General features: G+C 56.5%; 22 protein-coding genes. 17 read left to right on the forward strand and 5 right to left on the reverse strand.

Annotation, left to right across the window (positions count from 1 at the left end; genetic code table 11):
- Window positions 1-198 precede the first annotated feature (198 nt).
- From rimM to VNX88_10415, 4 genes are all read left to right on the forward strand, one after another.
- On the forward strand, window positions 199-765 hold the full coding sequence (gene rimM, locus VNX88_10400) for a ribosome maturation factor RimM (protein ID HWY69068.1): 567 nt from the start codon (window positions 199-201) through the stop codon (window positions 763-765).
- A 60-nt stretch (window positions 766-825) separates the two neighbouring features.
- On the forward strand, window positions 826-1635 hold the full coding sequence (trmD, locus tag VNX88_10405; protein HWY69069.1) for a tRNA (guanosine(37)-N1)-methyltransferase TrmD: 810 nt from the start codon (window positions 826-828) through the stop codon (window positions 1633-1635).
- Window positions 1636-1706: 71 nt separating this feature from the next.
- On the forward strand, window positions 1707-2159 hold the full coding sequence (rplS, locus tag VNX88_10410) for a 50S ribosomal protein L19 (protein HWY69070.1): 453 nt from the start codon (window positions 1707-1709) through the stop codon (window positions 2157-2159).
- 135 nt (window positions 2160-2294) lie between these two features.
- Complete coding sequence (locus VNX88_10415; GenBank protein ID HWY69071.1) at window positions 2295-3050, forward strand: ribonuclease HII; 756 nt, start codon at window positions 2295-2297, stop codon at window positions 3048-3050.
- A gap of 17 nt (window positions 3051-3067) precedes the next feature.
- Here VNX88_10415 and VNX88_10420 read toward each other — a convergent pair whose 3' ends face one another.
- Entirely contained in the window at window positions 3068-3700 is a 633-nt protein-coding gene (locus tag VNX88_10420; protein ID HWY69072.1) for a hypothetical protein, read from the reverse strand.
- 143 nt (window positions 3701-3843) lie between these two features.
- Here VNX88_10420 and VNX88_10425 point away from each other — a divergent pair, with 143 nt between their 5' ends.
- Window positions 3844-4158 carry a hypothetical protein gene (locus VNX88_10425; protein ID HWY69073.1) on the forward strand — a complete coding sequence of 105 codons (315 nt, stop codon included), beginning with the start codon at window positions 3844-3846 and terminating at the stop codon, window positions 4156-4158.
- Window positions 4159-4177: 19 nt separating this feature from the next.
- On the opposite strand, the gene VNX88_10430 is transcribed toward VNX88_10425, so the two are convergent.
- From VNX88_10430 to VNX88_10440, 3 genes are all read right to left on the reverse strand, one after another.
- A complete protein-coding gene (locus VNX88_10430; GenBank protein ID HWY69074.1) occupies window positions 4178-6880 on the reverse strand; it encodes a M56 family metallopeptidase in 2703 nt (900 codons plus the stop codon).
- Complete coding sequence (locus tag VNX88_10435; GenBank protein HWY69075.1) at window positions 6880-7269, reverse strand: BlaI/MecI/CopY family transcriptional regulator; 390 nt, start codon at window positions 7267-7269, stop codon at window positions 6880-6882. Before VNX88_10435 ends, VNX88_10430 begins: the two co-directional genes overlap by 1 nt.
- A gap of 108 nt (window positions 7270-7377) precedes the next feature.
- Entirely contained in the window at window positions 7378-8067 is a 690-nt protein-coding gene (locus VNX88_10440; protein HWY69076.1) for a TetR/AcrR family transcriptional regulator, read from the reverse strand.
- A gap of 112 nt (window positions 8068-8179) precedes the next feature.
- Between VNX88_10440 and VNX88_10445 the strand changes: the two genes are divergently transcribed.
- From VNX88_10445 to aroF, 9 genes are all read left to right on the forward strand, one after another.
- Window positions 8180-8971, forward strand: a complete 792-nt coding sequence (locus VNX88_10445) for a dienelactone hydrolase family protein (protein HWY69077.1) — start codon at window positions 8180-8182, stop codon at window positions 8969-8971.
- A gap of 208 nt (window positions 8972-9179) precedes the next feature.
- Complete coding sequence (locus tag VNX88_10450) at window positions 9180-10103, forward strand: EamA family transporter (GenBank protein HWY69078.1); 924 nt, start codon at window positions 9180-9182, stop codon at window positions 10101-10103.
- 40 nt (window positions 10104-10143) lie between these two features.
- Window positions 10144-10569, forward strand: coding sequence for a PilZ domain-containing protein (locus VNX88_10455; protein HWY69079.1), 426 nt, complete (start codon window positions 10144-10146; stop codon window positions 10567-10569).
- Window positions 10570-10782: 213 nt separating this feature from the next.
- On the forward strand, window positions 10783-11607 hold the full coding sequence (gene trpC, locus VNX88_10460; protein HWY69080.1) for an indole-3-glycerol phosphate synthase TrpC: 825 nt from the start codon (window positions 10783-10785) through the stop codon (window positions 11605-11607).
- Window positions 11604-12269, forward strand: a complete 666-nt coding sequence (locus VNX88_10465) for a phosphoribosylanthranilate isomerase (protein ID HWY69081.1) — start codon at window positions 11604-11606, stop codon at window positions 12267-12269. Before trpC ends, VNX88_10465 begins: the two co-directional genes overlap by 4 nt.
- A gap of 29 nt (window positions 12270-12298) precedes the next feature.
- The gene (gene trpB / locus VNX88_10470; protein ID HWY69082.1) at window positions 12299-13474 is read left to right on the forward strand and encodes a tryptophan synthase subunit beta; all 1176 of its coding nucleotides are present in this window, start codon (window positions 12299-12301) and stop codon (window positions 13472-13474) included.
- A gap of 2 nt (window positions 13475-13476) precedes the next feature.
- The gene (trpA, locus tag VNX88_10475) at window positions 13477-14259 is read left to right on the forward strand and encodes a tryptophan synthase subunit alpha (protein ID HWY69083.1); all 783 of its coding nucleotides are present in this window, start codon (window positions 13477-13479) and stop codon (window positions 14257-14259) included.
- Window positions 14260-14263: 4 nt separating this feature from the next.
- Entirely contained in the window at window positions 14264-14584 is a 321-nt protein-coding gene (locus tag VNX88_10480; GenBank protein ID HWY69084.1) for a chorismate mutase, read from the forward strand.
- Window positions 14585-14655: 71 nt separating this feature from the next.
- Complete coding sequence (gene aroF / locus VNX88_10485; protein HWY69085.1) at window positions 14656-15660, forward strand: 3-deoxy-7-phosphoheptulonate synthase; 1005 nt, start codon at window positions 14656-14658, stop codon at window positions 15658-15660.
- 135 nt (window positions 15661-15795) lie between these two features.
- On the opposite strand, the gene VNX88_10490 is transcribed toward aroF, so the two are convergent.
- The gene (locus VNX88_10490; protein HWY69086.1) at window positions 15796-17496 is read right to left on the reverse strand and encodes a hypothetical protein; all 1701 of its coding nucleotides are present in this window, start codon (window positions 17494-17496) and stop codon (window positions 15796-15798) included.
- Between the two features lie 106 nt (window positions 17497-17602).
- On the opposite strand from VNX88_10490, the gene VNX88_10495 reads away from it, so the two are divergent.
- From VNX88_10495 to VNX88_10505, 3 genes are all read left to right on the forward strand, one after another.
- Entirely contained in the window at window positions 17603-17998 is a 396-nt protein-coding gene (locus VNX88_10495) for a Rid family hydrolase (GenBank protein HWY69087.1), read from the forward strand.
- A gap of 119 nt (window positions 17999-18117) precedes the next feature.
- The gene (locus VNX88_10500) at window positions 18118-19896 is read left to right on the forward strand and encodes a hypothetical protein (GenBank protein HWY69088.1); all 1779 of its coding nucleotides are present in this window, start codon (window positions 18118-18120) and stop codon (window positions 19894-19896) included.
- A 13-nt stretch (window positions 19897-19909) separates the two neighbouring features.
- Window positions 19910-20770: a prephenate dehydrogenase/arogenate dehydrogenase family protein gene (locus VNX88_10505; GenBank protein HWY69089.1), complete on the forward strand. Its 861-nt coding sequence runs from the start codon at window positions 19910-19912 to the stop codon at window positions 20768-20770.
- The last annotated feature ends 44 nt before the right edge of the window (window positions 20771-20814 follow it).

The raw sequence follows: 20814 nt of genomic DNA on the forward strand, positions 1-20814 counted from the left end.
AAGGCCTACGGAGAAATCCACAGAATTCCCTGTTAATTCGCTGGTTTTGAACGAAATTTGCATTTTTTGGGCAGAATTCGTGGATTTTAAGATCGAATTCGAGCGATCCCCTGTTATTTTCCCTATTGTTGCCTTCGGCTGGATCTTTCCTAATCTTTGAGGAGCCGGCGAAACCCCTTCGAGTCAAACCGTCTGTCCGTGTCCGAAGAGTTCATCATCATTGCCCGCATCGTCAGGCCGCAAGGCCGCCATGGTGAGGTGCTGGCCGAAATTTTGACCGATTTTCCGGAGAAGTTCGCCGAGCGCAAAGAGCTTTGGCTTGGCCCGGAGAATGACGCTAAGCGCCGCGAATACCGTCTCGCGAATCACTGGTTTCACAAGGGCCGCGTGGTCCTAAAATTTGCTGGCGTAGACTCCATCTCCGACGCCGAGCTGCTGGCCGGATACTTGGTTCAGCTCCCGATTGAGAAGCGCGCTGAACTGAACGCTGGGATGGTTTACGTTAGGGATTTGGTCGGCAGTGTTTTGCTAGACGTCTCGGACGGTCGCCAGAGCGAAATCGGTCAGATTGAGGATGTTCGGCAAGGTGTCGGGGCTGCACCGTTGCTGGTGGTGCGCAGGCGGGGCGATGAATACGAAATTCCCTTTGCCGAGGAGTATGTCGTCCGCTTGGATGCTTCCCGAAAAGTTCTCGAGATGAACCTTCCCGCCGGTCTGCTCGACGTGAATGCGCCTTTGTCAGAGAAAGTGAGGAAGCGGAAGTAGGCGATTCGCCTTTGTCGCCTGAGTTTCTGCGAAAATCATCAAACGGCACTCACTCCTGCGATGCGCTTCGACATCATCACCATCTTTCCTGACTTCTTTCGCGGCCCGCTTGATTACGGGGTGCTGCGGCGGGCGCGTGAACAGAAGCTGGTGGAAGTGAATATCCACGATCTCCGCGCCTTCACTCACGATCGCCATCAGACGGTCGATGATCGTCCTTTCGGAGGGGGCGAGGGCATGGTGCTGAAGCCGCAGCCGATTTTCGAGTGCGTTGAGTCATTGCGCGTGGATTCGCGGGAGAAGAGGTTACAAGCGGAAGTAAGGGAATCGGTAATTCTGCTATCGGCCCAGGGACAACTCTTTCATCAACGCGAGGCAGAGGAACTGGCCAAATTAGATCGCATAGTTCTCATCTGTGGGCGATATGAAGGAGTCGATGAGCGCGTGAACGAGCACCTTGCCGACCGGGAGATTTCGGTCGGTGATTTTGTGCTAAGTGGGGGCGAACTGGGTGCAGCGATTATCGTCGACACCATAACGCGGCTGATTCCCGGGGTTCTCGGCAATGAGGCATCGGCGCACCAGGAGAGCTTTAGTTCGAGTGTGCACGCGTCTCAGGATGGCCTGCCGGACTCTACGTGTGCCTCTGGCGGACTCCTCGACTATCCACATTACACACGTCCCGCCGACTTTAGCGGATGGCTAGTTCCCGATGTACTTTCCTCGGGAAATCACGACGAGATTCGCCGTTGGCGTCGACGCAAGGCCTTGGAGAAAACGCTGCGAAACCGCCCTGAGCTTTTGAAATCGGAATTGCTTACCGAGGAAGATCGTCGAATCGTCGCGGATTTGCAACGGGCACGGCCATAGAGCTGACTCAAGAGCTCCCGATGCGGTACAATCGATGTTTGTCTACAGGGTGCTAAGCGCCCTTAGACCTCATGCAACGCCCCAAGATTCACCTGCCAGGCGTAGCGAATCGTAGAAATTCCGAGCGTAGCCCGGCAGCGGTCGGTGCGACGTATGTGCGAAAGGAACTCATTATGTCGATTTCACCGATCATGGCTAAGGTTGCGGAGAAGCTGCAGCGTAAGGACATCCCGCAGGTCTCTCCAGGCGACACTGTTCGCGTTCAAGTAAGGATTAAGGAAGGCGACAAAGAGCGTCTGCAGGCCTTCGAGGGCGTCGTCATTGCGAAGAAGGGCGGTCCTCAGGCCAGCCTCACGGTTCGCAAGATCAGCTTTGGTCAGGGTGTGGAACGCATCTTCCCGCTAAACTCCAAAGTCATCGACAAGATTGAGCACGTTCGCAGCAGCCGCGTTCGTCGCGCGAAGCTGTTTTATCTTCGCGGGCTTAAGGGCAAGTCGGCTCGACTGCGCGAGGTTGAGAGCTAGAAGCTTCTTTCCCTCTTTTCCACCGCTCCCTCCACATCAAACACTGCTACTATCGCCGCAGTGGCGGTCAAGAAACCATCCAAGCGGGCGAGGAAGTATCTGAAGCTGCTCAAGCCGGGAGAAGAGCAGCGCTCGATGTCCACGTTAAAGCTGCGTCTGCTCAAGAAACTGAAGTGCACTTCGAAGTATGAAAAGCTTGCTTGGGCGGATGGTGCACAGCTCGTCGCCGGAGTAGACGAGGTCGGGCGCGGAGCGCTTTTTGGGCCCGTTGTTGCGGCCGCAGTAATTCTGAAACCGGATTACCGTATTCGCGGCCTGCGCGATTCCAAGTTGTTGCTTCCGGAAGTGCGTGAGGTTCTGGCGGAGCGGATTCGCGAGCATTGCATCGGTTATTCCATCGCGTCGGTCGACGCCGCACGCATTGACGAAATCAACATCTACTGGGCTTCGCTCGAAGCCCTCGCGTTAGCAGTGAAGAGTCTCCAGCCCGTACCAGACCACGTCCTCGTCGACGCTCTCAAAATCAACATAGAGCAAAAGCAGACGAAAATCATTCATGGCGATGCACTGAGTTGTTCGATTGCGGCAGCGTCGATCATTGCCAAAGTGGAACGTGATCGCTGGATGCGGGACTTCGACGGGCAATATCCGCTGTACGGCCTCGCTTCCAACAAGGGCTACAGCACTCCCAAGCACAAGGCGATCCTGCGCGAGCATGGACCATCGCCACTGCATCGACAATCGTTCGCACCGGTGTGGATGGCTCAGGCAGAACAAACGCCCGATCTGTTCGCGGAAATTCAGGAAGAAGTGGAAGAGCCAGCTCTGGATGAATCGATGCTTGAAGACCCGGCCTTGATGGACTCCGCTTCGGTGTTGCTACCGTCCTGAATACGTAGAGGATCGTCTTACAGAAATTCCAGATGAAACTTAGTCAGTCGTGCGCCACTGCTGTCTGTCACCAGCAGTACGATGCGATCATCTGGTCGGACATCTTCAACCTTGAAGGTTGAACGATAAACGCGTTCATCGGAAGGCTCGTCCGCCGGAACGCCTATCATCCAGGTTTTCACAGGCTCCAGCTGTCGCATTTCCATTCCGCGAAAGACTTGCAGCTGGAAATGCATGTCCAGCAAGAAGTCGTTCAGGGTCTTCGTGCAATCAGTGGGCATCGGATTGGAGTCACCGAACTTGTCGCGCGTTCCCACAGTCACGCGAAATGTGATGGACTTCGGCAGTAACCGTACCGGCCTAGCTGAAGAATCCAGGAGTACGACTTTGTTCCCTCGTTCTGTCAAAGTCCAGCCTTCAAACTCTGGTACTTCCGCCGATGCCAATATCTGGACCCCGAGCCGAGCCGGGTGCAGCAGGAGGGCGTCGTAGCCCAAGGGAATGCGAGAGTGCAAATGCCACGCTCCGCCAGCTAGCAGCGTGGAGCCACGGTTCGATTGCGCACCTAGCGGAATGATCGCCAGCGAGAAGAAAATCAGAACAGTTCCGACGCCAAGGGGCGACGAGGCTTTGAACCAGTGGGGTTGCATGCTGTGAACCAGAAGCGTCTCAGCTTCTGCCCACTCTTAGATGTCACTTTGAGCGTGGGAAGATGCAGCGACAGGTATGCAGCCGCAGCTCTGGGCAGCAGTTTCCAGTTACATGCGTTTCCCATCTAAGCAGTGAAGGGCGCATGACACGTAAGCTCAAAGCTGAGGATCCGTTGTTACCGTTCGAGGCGGAGGAATCGACTCCACTCGATCTATACGTACCCACCCGCCGGAATATTCTGGCAATGATGGTGGAAAGTGGTAAAGTTCCTGAGGAAAGTGAGCCAGACATGCACGGCGAAGCCATACAGGATGATCATGCAGTAGCAGCCAGCCTTCCGGTCGAATACTCGGCCATCGAGGAAGACGGGCATATGGACCACCACCGGAAGCCCATCATTTCCGTCCACGGCAAGGACGTGGATGAGCATGAACTCGATCACAAGAGCGCTGCCTGATCTTCCACCTAAATTTTCGTTAGATAATTTCTCGTTTCGTGGCCGCCGCCAGCGTGCGGTTGCGTTCATACTCCGTCCCGATCGAATTAGCGGCTTTGATGTACGCCTCTCTTACGGATCCTTTCAACTCGTATCGCTTTGCAGCTTCGGTGAGGACTCGAGCCTTTTCGTAATCAGTCCCCATCTTCTGCGTTTCAGCGATAATCCGTGCTACTGACTCCGCACCGAGCTTGTGTTGCTGCATCAGTGCAAGCATGTCTCGCGAGCGCTCGTAGTCTGTGCCGATCGAGTCTACAAGAGTGAGATACGTCCCGATTTGCTTCTCATCGAAGCTGTTCGACGCACTTAGGGCCAGAAGGACGCGAGACTTCTCGTAGTCAGTCCCGATCGAAGAGGCTGACTTCAGAATCTGAGTTACTGCTGCCGCAGTCAGTTTGTTATGTTCCATCAGGGCCATCAGGCTGCGCGAATGTTCGTAATCTGTGCTTATGGAACTGGCGAGATCGAGGTAAGTAGAGATTTCGCTTTCGTCGAACGAACTCAGGCTCGCGAGAGTTGTGAGAATGCGTGACTTCTCATAATCAGTGTGAATCGTCTTTGCCGATTCCAGCGTAGCGCGCACAAGTTGGGGCGACAGCTTTGGCCGCTTTAGCAACTGGATGAGTACGCGAGAGTGCTCGTAGTCTGTGCGCAGCTTGCTCGCGCCATTGAGGAAAGCAACACGCTGGGCTTCCTCATTCAAATCGTACTTTTCGGCGATCGTCAGCAGAACCTGAGCCAGACTGTAATCAGTCGAGATTTCATTTCGAGCCTGATCAAGCGCCTTCACCAGCAAAGGCGCCGGCAACGTGGCGTTCTCGAACAATGTTTTGAAATACACCTGGCGAACATAATCGGCTTTCAGATTCGAGATTTCGGTCAAGACAGCTTGCGGACCGCCCTCTGCAAGCAGGGCAGGGACACGCGTGCTTGCAGCGAAGCCCGTGACTCTCTCCAGCTCCCGGAGAAAGTTTCCGAACCAGGTGCGAGCGGCAGAATCAAATTCCTGCTGCGTGCCATTGACCTTGTAAACAAACGCGAGCTGTCCATTCGCCGAGGGATCAATGCGCAGACGCCGCCAAGTGTCGCCGATCCGTTCGTTGACTTCGAAGTATCCTCCCGGGGAGATGCTCTCGATTCCCGTGGCTTCGGCGTTGAAGCGAACTATGCCACTAGAGCGCGCGTCGACCGTGCACGGACCTCCCGACCAGGAAGCAGACCAATTACGACGACCATCGTCTTCAGTGTGACTGCTGATGTTGGTATGCTGTGCATTCTTGCCACCAAAGCAAACAAAGGGCGCAGGATTCGAAGTTGAGTCCTGATGGTCGCTATTGTTGTGGTACTCGAAACTTACGGAAGACCCAGCGGCCGAGATGGGTTCGTTCGGCTCAGCTGGCGCAAGCGCGGGCTCTGGTGGCGAAGAAGGTTCAGATGGGGGTGCCGGCTCCTGCCGGCTGCTGCCCACAATTGCGGGCTTCGTGGCCTCTGGAGCGGGCGCCGGAGAGGACGTGCGGCTTACAGGAGCGGTAGGGGCAGGACGCTCTTGCAGTCTTGCCGCAGCTAATGGAAGCGCAAACGCAAACAGCGCAAGACTCACGACAGCAGCCATGCCCCGTGTCAGAGTACCGTGCCTGACGCTGGGATTCAGCAGCGCCAATACTCGTCCTTCCAGTTGCGAGCGGCGTGCCATAGCAAGCGCGGCAGCCGGTTGCGGACGCCGTAATGTAGAGACAATCTCTACTAACTCGTGCGCATAATCAGAGGCAGGTGTGCCAAACGCAAGCACGTAGTCGTCGCACGCACGCTCGCGCTCCGCACGCATCGCGCGAGCGGCGATCCAGACCAATGGGTGAAACCAATACAAAGCTGACGCGACTCCGGCGATCAGTTGCGTGAACGCGTCCAGCCGCTTCACGTGTGCCAGTTCGTGACAAAGCACCGCCCGGCGTCTGGTTTCGCTCCACTCACCGCTCTGCGGAGAGAGGATGATCTTTGGGTTGAAGATGCCGGCGGCGATAGGCACATCGAGCTCGTGGCTGGCGAGGAGTACGACTTCACGATGGATGCCCAGATCTCGACACAGCCAGCGAAGACGAGAGCCCAAGGTGATCGCCTCTACAGGCATAGAGCGCCTGACTAACGCGTGTAAGCGCAGAGAGAGCCAAATCATTCGAAGCAGAAAGAGTGTCGAGCCGAAGATCCAGGCAGCAACCAGAGCTCCGCTCCAGTTCAGCGTCGATAGGCGTGTCATCCCTTGCCCCAATGGGGAAGAAGATTCAGGCGCACGTTGCGCGGATGTGACAGGTTCTTCAGTGGCTGCGGAACGAGGAATCGTTACCTCTGGCGAAGGCGCAATTACACCGCCGACGTTAGGCGACTTCCGCATGCTTCGCGCGCGTGGAGCATTCATTTGCAGCGTAGCTGCCGGACTGCTTTGCACTTGGCCTGTAGTGGTGGGAAGCACGGCCAGTCGCAGCGAGGGCAACAGTAAGGCTGCTCCAGGCAGCAGAAGCAGGCTCGTCATGGCAGCGGAGTGCAACAAATGGCGCAGCGCAGCGGAGCGATTCCGCAAAAGTTGAGCGACCGCTGTAGTGACGAGAAGTAGGATCGTGCCTTTCACAACGATGGCGAACAACCACGGTGCAGAATGCGCCAGCGCCTGGGTGATGTTCGAGATCATTAGCGTCCCTCCTGCTTAGCCTTCTGGATGGCCGAGAGCAAGCGCAGCCGTTCCTTTTCCGCTAGTCCCGTATTGGGCAGCTCTATCAGAGCGGCCGCTGCTTCGGTGGCAGAGCCGCCGAAAAATGTTCTTACTAAGTGCTCGAGCGCGGAAGTCCGCGCCTTCTGGCGATCGGTGGTCGGTGTATAGACGTATTTAAGACCGTTCTGTTCGTGCCGGAGATAGCCTTTATCTTCGAGAAATCCGAGCATCGCGCGTACCGCGGAGTAGCTCGGAGGATCGGGCAGCTCTGACTGCACCTGAGTCACGGAAGCCCGACCGAGCTTGAATACGATGTCCATGATCTGCCGCTCCCGCCGTCCTAGTTGCCACTGTGCATTTTTCGTCATTAGGGCTCCGCGTTATGCTAGTGTACTAGCACATGCTAGCCTATTAGCACTTATTGTCAAGAGAGAAATACGGGCGGAGTGGGCATCCAAGCGGCCGAGGGAGGAAAGCTAGATTTTTTCAGAAGGGGAAATTGTGAGGGGAACTTTCCTGGAGCGCGAACCGGTTAGCGTAGTCTGCAAACTGTCCTGTTCCGTTTCGCAGCAAATGCCGTTCAACCACAATTCCGCCATGGTCTGGGCGACCTCTTCAACGTCGTAACTCTGGTACTTGCCGCCCCCGAACAGTTCCTGAACCAGATAATGATGAAAGACCATGCCTACAAATCCACGCGCCGCGAGCACGGGATCCACTTTCCGGAATTTGCCATCCTCGATTTGCCGGCGAATGTACGCAGCCAACAGCTCGTACCACTCGCTCATATGTGTCTTGAAAAAGCGCTGCGATAGCCGATGGTTCTCCAGTGCGCTGAAGAGCAGCAGGCGGCTCTTGGCAGGATCCTGCAGATTTCGATTCAGAACGTAACGCGCGATGGCGGTAAAGATCTCTCGCGGTTCGACGTCTTGCTGGAGTCTCTCTTCGAGACGCTTTTTAACTTCGTCGGGAGAACACTTCGCGCTAAGCACTTCCCAGTACAGATCGTCCTTGGTGGCGAAATGCCGGAAGACCATCGCCTCAGTAATGCCCGCTCCATCCGCGATCTGACGCGTGGTCACGCCATCAAACCCATGGCGCCCGAAGAGTTCGGTCGCGACTTCTAATATCTGCTTTCTGCGGTCTGATGATGTGAGCCGGGGCATGAGAAGTAATATTCCCATTGTAAGTCAGTTGCGGGCTACGGGTGCACAACCCGGGTCTGTGCGAGTATAGTTTTCGATTGCTGCAGACCATATTCTGAGGGTGACAAACGACATGAGACGAGTTTTGCTGCTGGTCGCATTGTTTGCATGCGTTCAAGCTGCCGCTGCGCAGGACTGGGCGCGCGCGAAGGTTGAGAAGTCGCCGCGCCATCGTGAGTGGGTGACGGTCAAGCATGACGGGCGCTCGGTGGAGACCTTTGTTGTGTATCCGGAGTCGAAGGACAAGCGGCCGGTGGTTCTGGTGATTCACGAAATCTTCGGCATGTCGGACTGGGTGCAGAACCTCGCCGATGAACTCGCCGAGGCTGGATACATCGCCGTGGCTCCGGACCTTCTTTCCGGAGCTGGGCCGAACGGCGGCCGAACCAACTCATTTTCAGATCAGAGCAAAGTAACTGAAGCAGTGAGTCACCTCAATCCCGACCAGGTCACCGCCGATCTGAGCGCTGTCGCCGATTATGCGAAGAAGTTACCGGCAGCGAACGGAACGCTTTTTGTAACCGGTTACTGCTGGGGAGGTGGTCAGAGTTTTCGCTTCGCTACCAACCGCAGCGACCTAAAGGGGGCTTTCGTATTTTATGGGCCGCCCCCTGATAAAGATGCGATGAAGCGCATCAATGTCCCGGTATACGGCTTTTATGCTGGTAACGACGCGCGCATCGATGCCACGATCCCACAAACCAAGGAAAACATGGCTGCCGCGGGCAAGACTTATGACCCGGTAACCTATGACGGAGCAGGGCACGGCTTTATGCGCGCCGGCGAAGCTCCCGATGCGAGCGAAGGCAACAAGAAAGCCCGGGATGATGCCTGGGCGCGATGGAAGTCATTGCTTGCGAAGTAATTGAACAAGCGGTTTGCGCGATCCGGTTTCAAGAACGGTTTCCGCGTCTCGGATGTCAGCCGACACGCTTGAGAGGCAACAGGTCGCGCGGCAATCGCTCTAGCGGTTGTGCTCCAAGTCTGGCCCCGTGAACCACCGCGGGAATTTCAATCAGTCGAATGGAACGCTCCAGCCCTTCTATTAGACACCCGGCCCGCTAACATGGTGTATGTCTTCAATTCCGGCGACTTCCGTCGCCGCTCCATCGAAGTTCATTCGCGTTCTCGCGTACGCTGCGATTTACTTCTTGTGGGGAGCGTCGTTCCTCGCGATCCGCGTGATAGTCGCCAGTGTGCCACCGCTGCTGGCTGCCGGCGTACGCTTTTTCTGTGCTGGCTTGATTCTCTTCGTTTGGGCTGCAATGCGTGGAGCTGCACTGCCAAAACTGTATGAATGGCGCAGCGCTCTCCTGCTCGGAGTAGGCATGTTTGCCTGCAATTACGGTCCACTCTTCTGGGCGGAGCAGCGCGTCGCCTCAGGCATCGCCGCTATCGTTTCGGCGCTAATTCCGGTTTGGATTGCGGCATTTGAGTGGATGAAATCTCGGTCGCGGACACCCGTGCCTTTGATCATCGGTACAGTTTCCGGCCTGGGTGGCGTTACTGCGTTGAGTCTGACGCCGGGGCACGCGTCGGGAAAAATTGGACTTCTGCCATTAGCCGCGCTGCTCTTTGGAACCGTTGCCTGGGCCGTGGGCACTATCTGGTCGCAGCGATTGTCACTTCCTGCCTCGAAGCCGATGGCAGCGAGCATCCAGATGCTGCTCGGAGGAGTAACGCTGATGCTGGTTTCGTTAGCATTGGGGGACCTGCGGCGGTTTTCCTTCAGCACAGTCGATGGTCGCGTCGTCTTCTCAATGGTTTACCTGATACTCGGCGCCTCCATCATCGCTTTTACCGCGTATGTCTGGCTGCTGGGGCACGATGAGCCCACACGGGTCGCTAGCTATGCATACGTAAATCCTGTGATTGCAGTGTTACTAGGGTGGCTGCTGGGTGGGGAAAAGCTCTCTATCCAAGTGATTCTAGGCATGATTCTTGTGCTGGTCGGCGTTACTGCTGTGTTGCGACAGCGCAGGATCATCGAGCAGTAGTTGCATCTACAGGGCTTATCCCCAATTTGGGAAGCCACGGTTGACCAGTTACGAAAGTGCATTGATTCCCAAGGGGATGTTCTTCATACTCAACGCGATGAGGCCCGACCTCCCCAGTGTGCAAACCCGATTTGGTAAGTCAGCCGAGCGGCAAGCGCCACGCTTCAAAGTTGATTTCGCGATACGTGTGATCACCGGACCTGCGACAGGAGTTTCTACGTTTCAGGGCAGAGCACACGATCTGAGCGAAAGAGGCCTCTCGATGTATGCCCCGGCCGAATTTGAGGAAGGCCAGCAGGTACATCTCGAATTCATCCCACCATTTTCGCGAAAGTGTCTTCGGTTGCTGGCCATTGTGCGCAGCCGTTCGGGAAACCGCTATGGCCTGGAGCTTAGAAACGTGCACCACGACGCTGCGGAAGAGCTCTCCCGAGCTTGCCGAACGCTGTCACTCACGGCGCAGTAATCCTAAAAAAGACACCGCGAAGTTGCCCCAAGAGCCTGCTTTGCCTGATAATTACATGCAATGTTTCCCGTCGCCTCGAGACTCGCGCCTTCCCGCTGCTGGCGTTCCTACGTCTCGTATTATCGATACTGGCGATATTGATCCTGTCGCCTTCTTGATTTACCGGGCATAAGCTCCAAACCTGCCGTACAACGTTAGTTCAGTGAATTCATCATGGCGTCCATTCTTCAGCAAATCGTCTCCGAAACGCGAGTGAAGTTGTCGGAAGGCGTGAGTCCTTCTCGTCGTCGCGAACTGGAGAAGATGGCTGCCAATCACAAGCCGCGCGGCTTCCGGCGGGCATTGATGGAAGCCGATGCGAACGGGCCAGCAGTGATCGCTGAACTGAAGAAGGCGTCGCCATCGCGTGGTTTGATTCGCGACGATTTCTCTGTTGTCCAGCTCGGGCCGGAAATGGCCAAAGCAGGCGCCGCAGCCCTTTCAGTATTGACCGAAGAAAAGCACTTTCAAGGTGGACTCGAAAACCTGCGAATCGCTTCGCAGCACGTGACGATTCCATGTCTGCGCAAGGATTTCATCGTCGACGAAATTCAGTTGCTCGAGGCACGCGCATATGGCGGCGATGCTGCCTTATTGATCGTGGCCGCTCTGAGTGATGCCGAACTCCGAACCCTCTCCGCAGCAGCCAGAGACTTGCAACTCGACATCCTGTGCGAAGTTCACGATGAAGAGGAGCTCGAACGAGCGCTCGCCGCAGGCTTCGACACAATTGGCGTAAACAATCGCGATCTGCGGACGTTCCAGGTTTCACTCGAAACTAGTATCCGCTTGAACGCGAGAATTCCCTTGAAGGCGCTACGTGTGGCGGAGAGCGGCATTCACAGCGGCGCGGATATCGCCCGGCTGCGCGGGATTGGCTATCAGGCATTTCTCATAGGCGAGTCACTCATGCGCCAGCCAAGTCCCGGAGATGCGTTGCGCAAGCTGCGCGCTGATGCCGCCCAGCTCGCCGGCAAGCACGAGGTGGCAAGGCAGTGACCTGGATCAAGATCTGCGGGACCACGAACGAGCGAGACGCTGTTATCGCGATCCGCGCAGGCGCCAATGCGTTGGGCTTCATCATGGCCGAGAGCCCCCGACAGGTTACGGACACCGCAGCGTATTCGATTGGAACCATCGTTCCGAAAGGTGTAGAGACAATCGGAGTCTTCGTAAATGAGAGCGTCGAGACCCTTGTGCAAACGGCGCGCTTTTGCAAATTCTCCGGCGTGCAATTGCACGGAGATGAAGACGCATATTACATCGCTCAAGTCCGAACGCAATTGGAAGGCGTGAAGATCGTGAAAGCCACTACGGTGGACAGGCTGGAAGGCGCAAGCGATTCAAAGCCGGATGCCTGGCTCATCGATAGCAGTCCTGGTCCGCAGCGCGGCGGCACCGGTAAGACATTCGCCTGGCGCGAAGCCCAGCCGATGATCAAGAAACTCCGAGAGCCGGTCATCGTCGCCGGCGGCCTCAACGTCGAGAATGTAGAAGAAGCGCTGGAAGTCCTACAGCCTTGGGGCGTGGATGTGGTGAGCGGAGTCGAGTCTTATCCCGGACGAAAGCATCCCGGTCTGGTTACGCAATTTATCGATTCAGTGCGCCAGTTTGACGCTGCTAACGGCGCCAAGATCGCGCAGAAGGGACAGAGAAGGTGAGGGAAGCGCACATACAACCTCTGAGTACAGTGGCTCGAGCCGGGCGATTTGGCCCGTACGGCGGGCGCTATGTTCCCGAAACTTTGATGGCCGCCCTCGAAGAACTCGAAGCCGTATATGAGAGCGTCAAACAGGATCAGGAGTTTCAAAATGAATTCGAACGGCTCCTCCGACAATACGCCGGGCGCCCCACGCCGCTGTTCTATGCTGCGAGGTTAACCGAGAAACTAGGCGGCGCCCCCGTTTACCTCAAGCGCGAGGATCTTCTTCACACCGGCGCGCACAAAATTAACAACTGCATTGGCCAGGGACTTCTGGCGCGGCGCATGGGCAAGCGTCGCATCATTGCCGAAACCGGCGCGGGCCAACACGGCGTTGCCAGCGCCACCGTCTGCGCGTTGTTCGGATTTGAATGCGTGGTCTACATGGGCAGCGAGGACATGCGGCGCCAGGAGCTGAACGTATTCCGCATGCGTTTGCTGGGAGCTGAGGTGCGGCCAGTCAATTCGGGTTCCTGCACTCTTAAAGATGCCATTAATGAGGCGATGCGAGATTGGGTCACCAACGTTCGCACTACGCACTACTTGCTTGGATCGGTGCTGGGAGCTCACCCATATCCCGTAATGGTGCGCGATTTTCATCGCTGCATCGGCCGTGAAACCCGCCAGCAGATACTGGAGCAGGCAGGCCGGCTCCCGAATGCTGTGATTGCTTGTGTCGGAGGAGGCTCCAACGCGATGGGGGTCTTCTATGAATTCCTTCCCGACAAGCAGGTGAAGTTGATCGGAGTTGAAGCCGGCGGGCGCGGTTCTGATTTGGGAGAACACGCCGCGCGTTTCCGCGGCGGCTCGCCTGGAGTGCTGCAGGGAACGTACTCGTACGTGCTGCAGGACGATGCCGGACAGATCGCCACAACGCATTCGGTCTCGGCTGGCCTCGACTATCCGTCCATTGGCCCGGAGCACGCCGCTTTGCACGATTCCGGTCGCGCGGAGTACGTCGCGGCCTCGGACGCTGAAGCCCTCGAGGCGTGTGTGACCCTTGCCCGGACAGAAGGAATTGTGCCCGCGCTCGAATCCGCACATGCAGTAGCCGAGTGCATTCGGCGCGCGCCTGCCATAAACAAAGATGAAATCGTCATAGTGAACATCTCCGGGCGTGGCGATAAAGACATGGGAATCCTGACGAAAGAGTTGAAGCTCTGACGATGATCGCCTTCGAGCACAAGCCGGGGCTGGTCGCCTATCTCACGTGTGGCGATCCCGATCTCGCGACTACGCGCGCAGTGGCGCTAGCAGCCATCGACGCTGGCGCAGATGTCATCGAGTTGGGCGTACCGTTCAGCGATCCCGTCGCCGATGGACCAGTGATTCAAAGGGCGAGCGAACGAGCGTTGCGCTTTGGGACGTCGCTCACGCAATGCATCGCTCTCGGAGCCGATCTCCGCAAAGCCCGTGCCAAAGCGGGACTGATCATTTTTTCCTACCTTAACCCAATCCTGCGCATTGGTGTCAGCTCGTTTGCGCAACAACTCGCCTCGGCCAGGATTGACGGAGCACTGATCACCGACCTCACAATTGAGGAGGCGGACGAGTACATAGCGACGATGCGCGCTCACGATCTCGCGACGATATTTCTGGCAGCTCCGACTAGCACGGACGGTCGCCTGAAGGCCATCGCAGAGCTGTCTCGCGGCTTCGTCTACGCGGTCTCGCGAACCGGCATCACCGGCGAACAACAGCAGATTGCCGCGGATGCCGCGCAATTAGTGATGCGTGTTCGCCGATTCAGCTCGTTGCCCGTCGCAGTCGGATTCGGGATCTCAAATACGACACAGTTTCAGGCCGTCGGCGAATTTGCCGATGCCGCGGTGATTGGCAGCGCAATCGTAACCATTATGGAGAAGCATGGGCGCAATTCCGCGGAGCCCGTGGCAAACTTTATCCGCGGACTGCGCGTCGAGAAGTCGGTCGCGCAGGCGGAGCGTTAACGATATGACCATAGAAGACTGGCGTAAGAAAATCGATGAGATGGACCTCAAGCTTGTTGAGCTGATCAACCAGCGCGCCGCAGCAGCGCGGGAGATCGGTAAGCTGAAGAACAACACAAATCTTCCCATTTACGAACCGGAGCGCGAAAAGAAAATCCTCGAGGCAGTGAAGAGGGCTAATAAAGGTCCATTGCCTGACAGCGAGGTTCAGCACGTGTTTGAGCGAATTATCGACGTGATGCGCAAGCTGCAGCAGCAGGAGATCCACCGTAAGCAGACACCGTCTTCGGGCGAGACTGAGTTTGATTTGGAAGTGAACGAGTAGTCACAGAAGTTGCCGGCGAGTCGCCGGAGCGAAAGAGTTTCGTAGGGGTTTTCAAGACAATGATCATTGCCATGCAACCGGGCGCCAGTGAGCAGCAAATCGACAACGTGATTGAGCGCCTCGTAACTCGCGGATTTGAGGTACACCGCTCGACGGGCGAGCAGCAAACTGTACTGGGCGCTGTGGGCGCCAAGATAGATTTCGATATCCGCGAGATCGAATTGCTCGAGGCTGTACAGCAGGTTCACCGAATCAGCGCTCCATACAAGCTGGTTGGACGAACCTTTCGTCCTGACGGCACCATTGTTAAGTTTTCTAATGGCGTAAACATCGGTGGAAGCGAAGTCGTAGTGATGGCCGGACCTTGTTCTGTCGAGTCGCGCGAGCAGCTCTTCGCGGCGGCGGAGCAAGTCGCAAAGGCGGGAGCGAAGTTTCTGCGCGGCGGCGCCTTCAAACCTCGCAGCTCGCCTTACTCTTTTCAAGGGATGGGAGTCGAAGGACTGAAACTGCTGCGAGAAGCCGGAGACCGTTACAAGCTTCTCGTTGTCACCGAAGTGATGGAGATCGGACAGATCGAGCTCATGCTTCCTTATGTCGATATGTTTCAACTCGGCGCGCGCAACATGCAGAACTTCAACCTTCTGCGCGAACTCGGAAAGATTCGCAAGCCGGTGCTGGTGAAGCGCGGAATCGCAGCGACTATCGAGGAACTCCTGCTCTCAGCCGAGTACATCCTGGCGGGCGGAAACTACGATGTGATCCTGTGCGAGCGCGGCATTCGCACCTTCGAAACCTACACCCGAAACACCATGGACATCTCAGCGATTCCGATTGTGAAAAAACTCTCACATCTTCCTATGACCGCCGATCCGTCGCACGGCACCGGCCGCCGCGACAAAGTTGCACCGATGGCCCGCGCAGCGCTCGCTGCCGGCTGCGACGCCCTCCTGATCGAAGTCCATCCCGATCCAGAGAAGGCGCTTTCAGATGGCCCGCAATCTCTCTATCCCGCTCAATTCTCGCAGCTCATGGAAGAATTGCGAATGATTGCTCCGGCCGTAGGAAGAACCATCTAGAAGAGCGAACTCCCATTCGACTTCGCTCAGGGCAGGCTCCGGTCATGAAGGCAACAAAGAGAGGTCACGAAGTTATTACTCCGTGACCCTTGCCGTTGCCTTCGTGACCTTCGTGTTCGCCTCGCGGGTTTTTCGTTATTTTCCCTTCTGCGTAGTCGCATCGATAAAACTCACAAAATCCTGCTTCATCTTCCCGTGCGACTGCGAATCGAGATAGACCATGTGTCCCGACTCGTACTGCGCATACGAGATGTTCTTGTGGTACTGCGGCGTGAGGTCGAGATGGTCCATGGTGTAGTCGGCGGCGGCGAATGGTGTAGCGAGATCGTAGTAGCCTTCCATCACTAACACCCGCAGGAACGGATTCTTCACGATAGCCTGACGCAGAGCCGAAGCCGTATCAGGATATCCGCCGCCAAAGCCTTCCACGCCGGCCCAACTCCAACGGAAGTTTCCTGATTGTTGCGCCGAGGTCCAGTAAGGCATGTCGGTCTTGTAGTTCAATTCACGGCGAACGTAATCGTTGAATACAGATGTAAATGGAGGTCCAGTTTGGGAACTGGTTGGATCGTAAAACGGCGTGTCCATGAATCCGTCAGGATCCGGACCAGTGTAGCGGCCATCAAGACGGCCAACGTGCAGCTTCTGATCCGACAGAAGGTAATGGGTGAACGTGCGTACATCGATCCGCAAGTTCGCCCACTCGATGATCTCTTTGCTAAGACCGGTGTAGCGCGCCAGCTTGTCGACAACATTCGCGTGCTCCTGCAGAGTGAGTGCATCGCCCTTATTTAGCGCGGCCCAGTATTCTCCCTGCGCCCAGTCGCGCGCCTCCTGCGCGGCTTTTTTCACGTCAGACTGCAGATCGGCAGGCAGCCTTTTGTGATAGCCAGCGATCCAGGTGAAGCTGGGAAGTATGAGTGGGTAGGGAACATCGTTGGTCTTGGCAAACTCCAGCGTCTCAAAGCTGAGTACCGTAGAAAGCAGGACGATTCCGTTGAACGAGATGCCTCGGTTAGCCAGATATCCGGCGATTCCCGCTGAACGCGTAGTTCCGTAGCTCTCGCCGAATAAATACAGCGGTGACGACCAGCGTTCGTTGCGAGTTAAGTAAAGACGAATGAATTCTCCGAAAGCCTCGATGTCGCCGCGCATGTTCCAGAATTTGCGCGCAGCAGCCGTGTCGGCCGGACGGCTCCAACCTGTTCCAATCGCGTCAACCATCACGATGTCGGTTTTGTCGAGCGGAGTGTTGGCGTTGTCTTCGAGACGGTACGGGGCTGCTGGCATCCATCCTTGTGGCTGCAGTACAACTTTGCGTGGTCCGAGCGCACCCATGTGCAGCCAGATCGACGCCGATCCCGGTCCGCCGTTGAATGAGAATGTTAGCGGCCGCGTGGTTGGATCGCTGCCGTCGAGCGTGTATGCAACGTAAAACATCGCGGCTTCGATCTTGCCTTCAGCGTCCTTGATCGGCAGACGGCCTGCCGTAGCTGTGTATCGCAGCTCCCGTCCACCGACGCGAATGCTATGGCGAGTCACGACGGGCGACCCTTCGCTTACGTCGAAGTGCATGGGACGAAGCTGTTGTCCATCCCCTCCCTCGGACGGCTCAGTCCGCGCTGGAGTTGACTGCGTAGTTGCAGGCGCCTGTTCGGCCTGCGGAGTCCGTGCTGTACGTGGCTCCTGACTCTGTGGTGGCTGTTCAGTTGGAGTCTGAGTGGCCGGCGTGTTTGGCGGCGGTGTTCGTTCAGTCCGTTGACGTGGCGGACTTGATTGTTGTCCAAAAGCGAGAAGGGAAATCAAAACTGCTGGGACTAAAGCCAGCTTTCGCATCTAGTGCACCTCGCATTTTTGCGTCAGTTTACGAAGACTGGGCATTTTAACAGTGTGAGGGCATGCGCGTGGATGTTGCGTGCCCGCTTCTTTTTGCGGAGGAAACTTGAACACGAAGGACGAGAGACGTTACGTCAATCTGCCAAACCGGCGAGGAAATCTGCCATTCAGCGATGCTGTCATTAGCGGTGACACTATCTACATCGCAGGACGCATCGGATTTAAGCCAGGGACGATTCAAGTCCCGGACGATCCCGCCGAGGAAGCTCGACACATGCTCGATGGCGTGCGTTCTGTGCTCAGAGAGTCAGGTTCAGAGATGAAGGATCTGGTATACGTTCAGATCTTCTGTTCGGACGTCTCGCTCTTCGACACGTTCAATCAGGTTTACCGCCAGTACTTTTCCGGAGATCTTCCGGCTCGCGCCTTCATCGGCTCAGGCCCATTGTTGTTCGGAGCTAGATTCGAGTTCATCGGCACTGCAGTCAGGCAATCGAAGTAAAGCTGATGACGTGATGCCAGAAGAAGCGTTTCGAAGTGCGTTTCTCCGTTCTTGCGAACGCAAAGGACGCTTTCGTCCAAAGCTGCAATAATAGTCGGTTTCTTCCGGAGCATTCGAAGATGCCGAGAATCTTCCTCATCGTTTGCACGATCATGTTGGGGGTCACCATGCAGGCACAACAGAAAGAGTCCGCGAGCACAGCTAAGTCTTCGCGGAGTACAAACGGGAACGCAACCAAATTCCCCGATGCCGCGAAACTCAAGCAGATGGCCGCGCGCTTTGCCCCGACGCCGCTCGATGTGAATGTCAGCGGATTGAGCGATGGTGACCAGAAGGCTCTTGTGAAGCTGATACAAGCGAGCCGCCTGATTAACGACATCTTCCTTACGCAGCTCTGGTCGGGCAATCACGCCGAGCTTGCCAAGCTTGAAAAGGACAAATCGGAGCTGGGACGCGAGCGTCTTCATTATTTCTGGATCAACAAAAGTCCGTGGTCAGAGATTGATGGACACGCTGCTTTCGTTCCCGGAGTGCCGCCGAAGAAACTGCCAGGTGCGAACTTCTATCCCGAGGACATGACGAAAGCGGAATTCGAGTCCTGGACAAAGGGTCTCCCCGCAGATCAGCGCGAGCAGGCGGAAGGCTTCTTTACTGTGATTCGACGCAACGCATCGCGCAAACTCACGATCGTGTCTTACAGCCAGGAATATCGCGCCGATCTGGAACGTGCGGCAGCGCTGCTGAAGGAAGCCGCTGCGCTCACCGATAACGCAACTCTCAAGAAGTTCCTTGAGACGCGTGCAGCAGCATTCCTCTCCAACGACTATTACGAGAGCGACCTGGCATGGATGGACTTGGATGCTCCCCTCGACATCACGGTCGGTCCTTACGAAACCTATAACGACGAAATCTTCGGCTACAAGGCGGCGTACGAGGCATACGTAAATGTCCGCGACGAGCAGGAGTCGGCGAAGTTGGCTTCGTTTTCTGAAAATCTGCAGGAGATCGAGAACAACCTTCCTGAAGACCCGCAATACCGGAATCCCAAACTGGGAGCGTCGTCACCGATCCGCGTCGTGAACCAGGTCTTTTCGGCGGGCGACGGAAACCACGGCGTGCAGACCGCAGCCTACAATCTTCCCAACGACGATCGCGTGATTCAGCAGAAGGGAAGCAAGCGCGTAATGCTGAAGAACGTGCAGGAGGCGAAGTTTCGCAGCGTTCTGCAGCCGATTGCTGCAGAGGTGCTGCCTGAGGCAGATCGTCAGTATCTCGACTTCGAGTCGTTCTTCACCCACATTCTTGCGCACGAGCTTACCCACGGGATTGGACCGCACCAGATCACGATCAACGGTCGCAGTACCAATCCGCGGCTCGAGCTGAAGGAACTCTACAGCGCGATCGAAGAAGCCAAGGCCGACATCACAGGATTGTTCGCTCTGCAATTCCTGATGGACCACGACAGCCCCAGCGTTTCCCACGGTGAAGACGCCGAGCGCAAACTCTACACGACATTTCTCGCTTCATCATTCCGCACATTACGGTTCGGGCTGAAGGAGGCTCACGCGCGCGGCATGGCGATTCAGGTGAATTATCTGCTGGACAAAGGTGGTTTCAGGGCTAATCCGGACGGAACGTTTGCGGTTGACTTCAGCAAAATCAAGCAGGCCGTAAGCGATCTGGATCGGGAGTTCCTCACCATCGAGGCCACAGGAGACTACGTACGCGCAAAGAAGATGCTGGACACGCTTGGGGTGATTCGTCCCGAGGTGCAGCGCGCCCTCGACCGGCTCACGCATATTCCCACGGACATCGAGCCAATCTTCGTGACCGCGAATCGCATCGCGCCACCACAAGCAAACGAGCCGGGAGCTGAGCCGGCGACGCTGAGGCACTGAGCCGATTCCCAAAATGATCAAGCAAGTCACAATCGTCGGCACTGGTCTCATCGGCGGATCGCTGGGGTTGTGTTTGCGCCATAAGGGCATCCGAGTCATCGGCTCCGACAAGCAGCGTGTGCTGGCAAAAGCCGAGCAGATGGGAGCCATCGACACGGGCGTTGAAAATCCTGCGCGAGCCTGCGTTGGCAGCGACATAGTAATTCTTGCGGCGAATGTGGGCGGGATCATTGATTCAATTGAGAACCTTGGGCCCATGCTTCCGCGAAATGTGCTGCTCACAGATGTGGGTAGTACCAAAGTCGAGATTGTTAAGCGTGCGCGATCTGTCTTCGGTGCCAGCGCGAATTCGCGATTCCTTGGTGGCCATCCCATGTCGGGCAAGGAGCATTCCGGGATCGAGAACGCCGATCGCGCTTTGTTCTCAGGCTCAACGTGGATCTTTACAGTGGACGGAGAAAACGTCGGCGATCTGGCTCACGAGTACATCACGCTGATTGCGTCGCTCAACACGCATATCATTCATCTCTCCGCGGAGCAGCACGATCGCCTGGTGGCATGGACCAGTCACCTGCCGCAGATGCTCTCAACGGCCTTCGCTGCCACACTTCAGGACGAGGCGGAGTTGGAACAGAAAGCCCACGTCACACGAAAGCAGATGCAAGAGGTCGGTGGGCGCGCCCTGCGCGAGATGACCCGCATAGCCGCAAGCCCGTATTCCATGTGGCGCGATATCGCGTTGACCAACGCTGGAAATATTGAAGACGCGCTTCTAAAGCTGGAGCAGCGGCTAACCCACATCCGAGAAAATCTACGCACGCCCGAGCTGCGTGCAGAGTTCGAGCGCGCAGCACGATTTAAGAAGCCGGACTAACCACGGAGACACGGAGGCACGGAGAAAACCAAGCGGAAGTCGGT

This window comes from Terriglobales bacterium, assembly GCA_035567895.1.
Taxonomy (GTDB): Bacteria; Acidobacteriota; Terriglobia; order Terriglobales; family Acidobacteriaceae; genus Gp1-AA112.

What these genes read in the sequence shown, in the direction of transcription:
- VNX88_10440 (HWY69076.1), bottom strand. Translation starts at nt 8,067, where the DNA reads ATGCCCCGGCTCACATCATCAGACCGCAGAAAGCAGATATTAGAAGTC.
- aroF (HWY69085.1), top strand. Translation starts at nt 14,656, where the DNA reads ATGCAACCGGGCGCCAGTGAGCAGCAAATCGACAACGTGATTGAGCGC.
- VNX88_10450 (HWY69078.1), top strand. Translation starts at nt 9,180, where the DNA reads ATGTCTTCAATTCCGGCGACTTCCGTCGCCGCTCCATCGAAGTTCATT.
- trpA (HWY69083.1), top strand. Translation starts at nt 13,477, where the DNA reads ATGATCGCCTTCGAGCACAAGCCGGGGCTGGTCGCCTATCTCACGTGT.
- VNX88_10420 (HWY69072.1), bottom strand. Translation starts at nt 3,700, where the DNA reads ATGCAACCCCACTGGTTCAAAGCCTCGTCGCCCCTTGGCGTCGGAACT.
- trmD (HWY69069.1), top strand. Translation starts at nt 826, where the DNA reads ATGCGCTTCGACATCATCACCATCTTTCCTGACTTCTTTCGCGGCCCG.
- VNX88_10480 (HWY69084.1), top strand. Translation starts at nt 14,264, where the DNA reads ATGACCATAGAAGACTGGCGTAAGAAAATCGATGAGATGGACCTCAAG.
- VNX88_10435 (HWY69075.1), bottom strand. Translation starts at nt 7,269, where the DNA reads ATGACGAAAAATGCACAGTGGCAACTAGGACGGCGGGAGCGGCAGATC.
- VNX88_10490 (HWY69086.1), bottom strand. Translation starts at nt 17,496, where the DNA reads ATGCGAAAGCTGGCTTTAGTCCCAGCAGTTTTGATTTCCCTTCTCGCT.
- VNX88_10430 (HWY69074.1), bottom strand. Translation starts at nt 6,880, where the DNA reads ATGATCTCGAACATCACCCAGGCGCTGGCGCATTCTGCACCGTGGTTG.
- VNX88_10445 (HWY69077.1), top strand. Translation starts at nt 8,180, where the DNA reads ATGAGACGAGTTTTGCTGCTGGTCGCATTGTTTGCATGCGTTCAAGCT.
- VNX88_10500 (HWY69088.1), top strand. Translation starts at nt 18,118, where the DNA reads ATGCCGAGAATCTTCCTCATCGTTTGCACGATCATGTTGGGGGTCACC.
- VNX88_10505 (HWY69089.1), top strand. Translation starts at nt 19,910, where the DNA reads ATGATCAAGCAAGTCACAATCGTCGGCACTGGTCTCATCGGCGGATCG.
- trpC (HWY69080.1), top strand. Translation starts at nt 10,783, where the DNA reads ATGGCGTCCATTCTTCAGCAAATCGTCTCCGAAACGCGAGTGAAGTTG.
- VNX88_10415 (HWY69071.1), top strand. Translation starts at nt 2,295, where the DNA reads ATGTCCACGTTAAAGCTGCGTCTGCTCAAGAAACTGAAGTGCACTTCG.
- VNX88_10425 (HWY69073.1), top strand. Translation starts at nt 3,844, where the DNA reads ATGACACGTAAGCTCAAAGCTGAGGATCCGTTGTTACCGTTCGAGGCG.
- rplS (HWY69070.1), top strand. Translation starts at nt 1,707, where the DNA reads ATGCAACGCCCCAAGATTCACCTGCCAGGCGTAGCGAATCGTAGAAAT.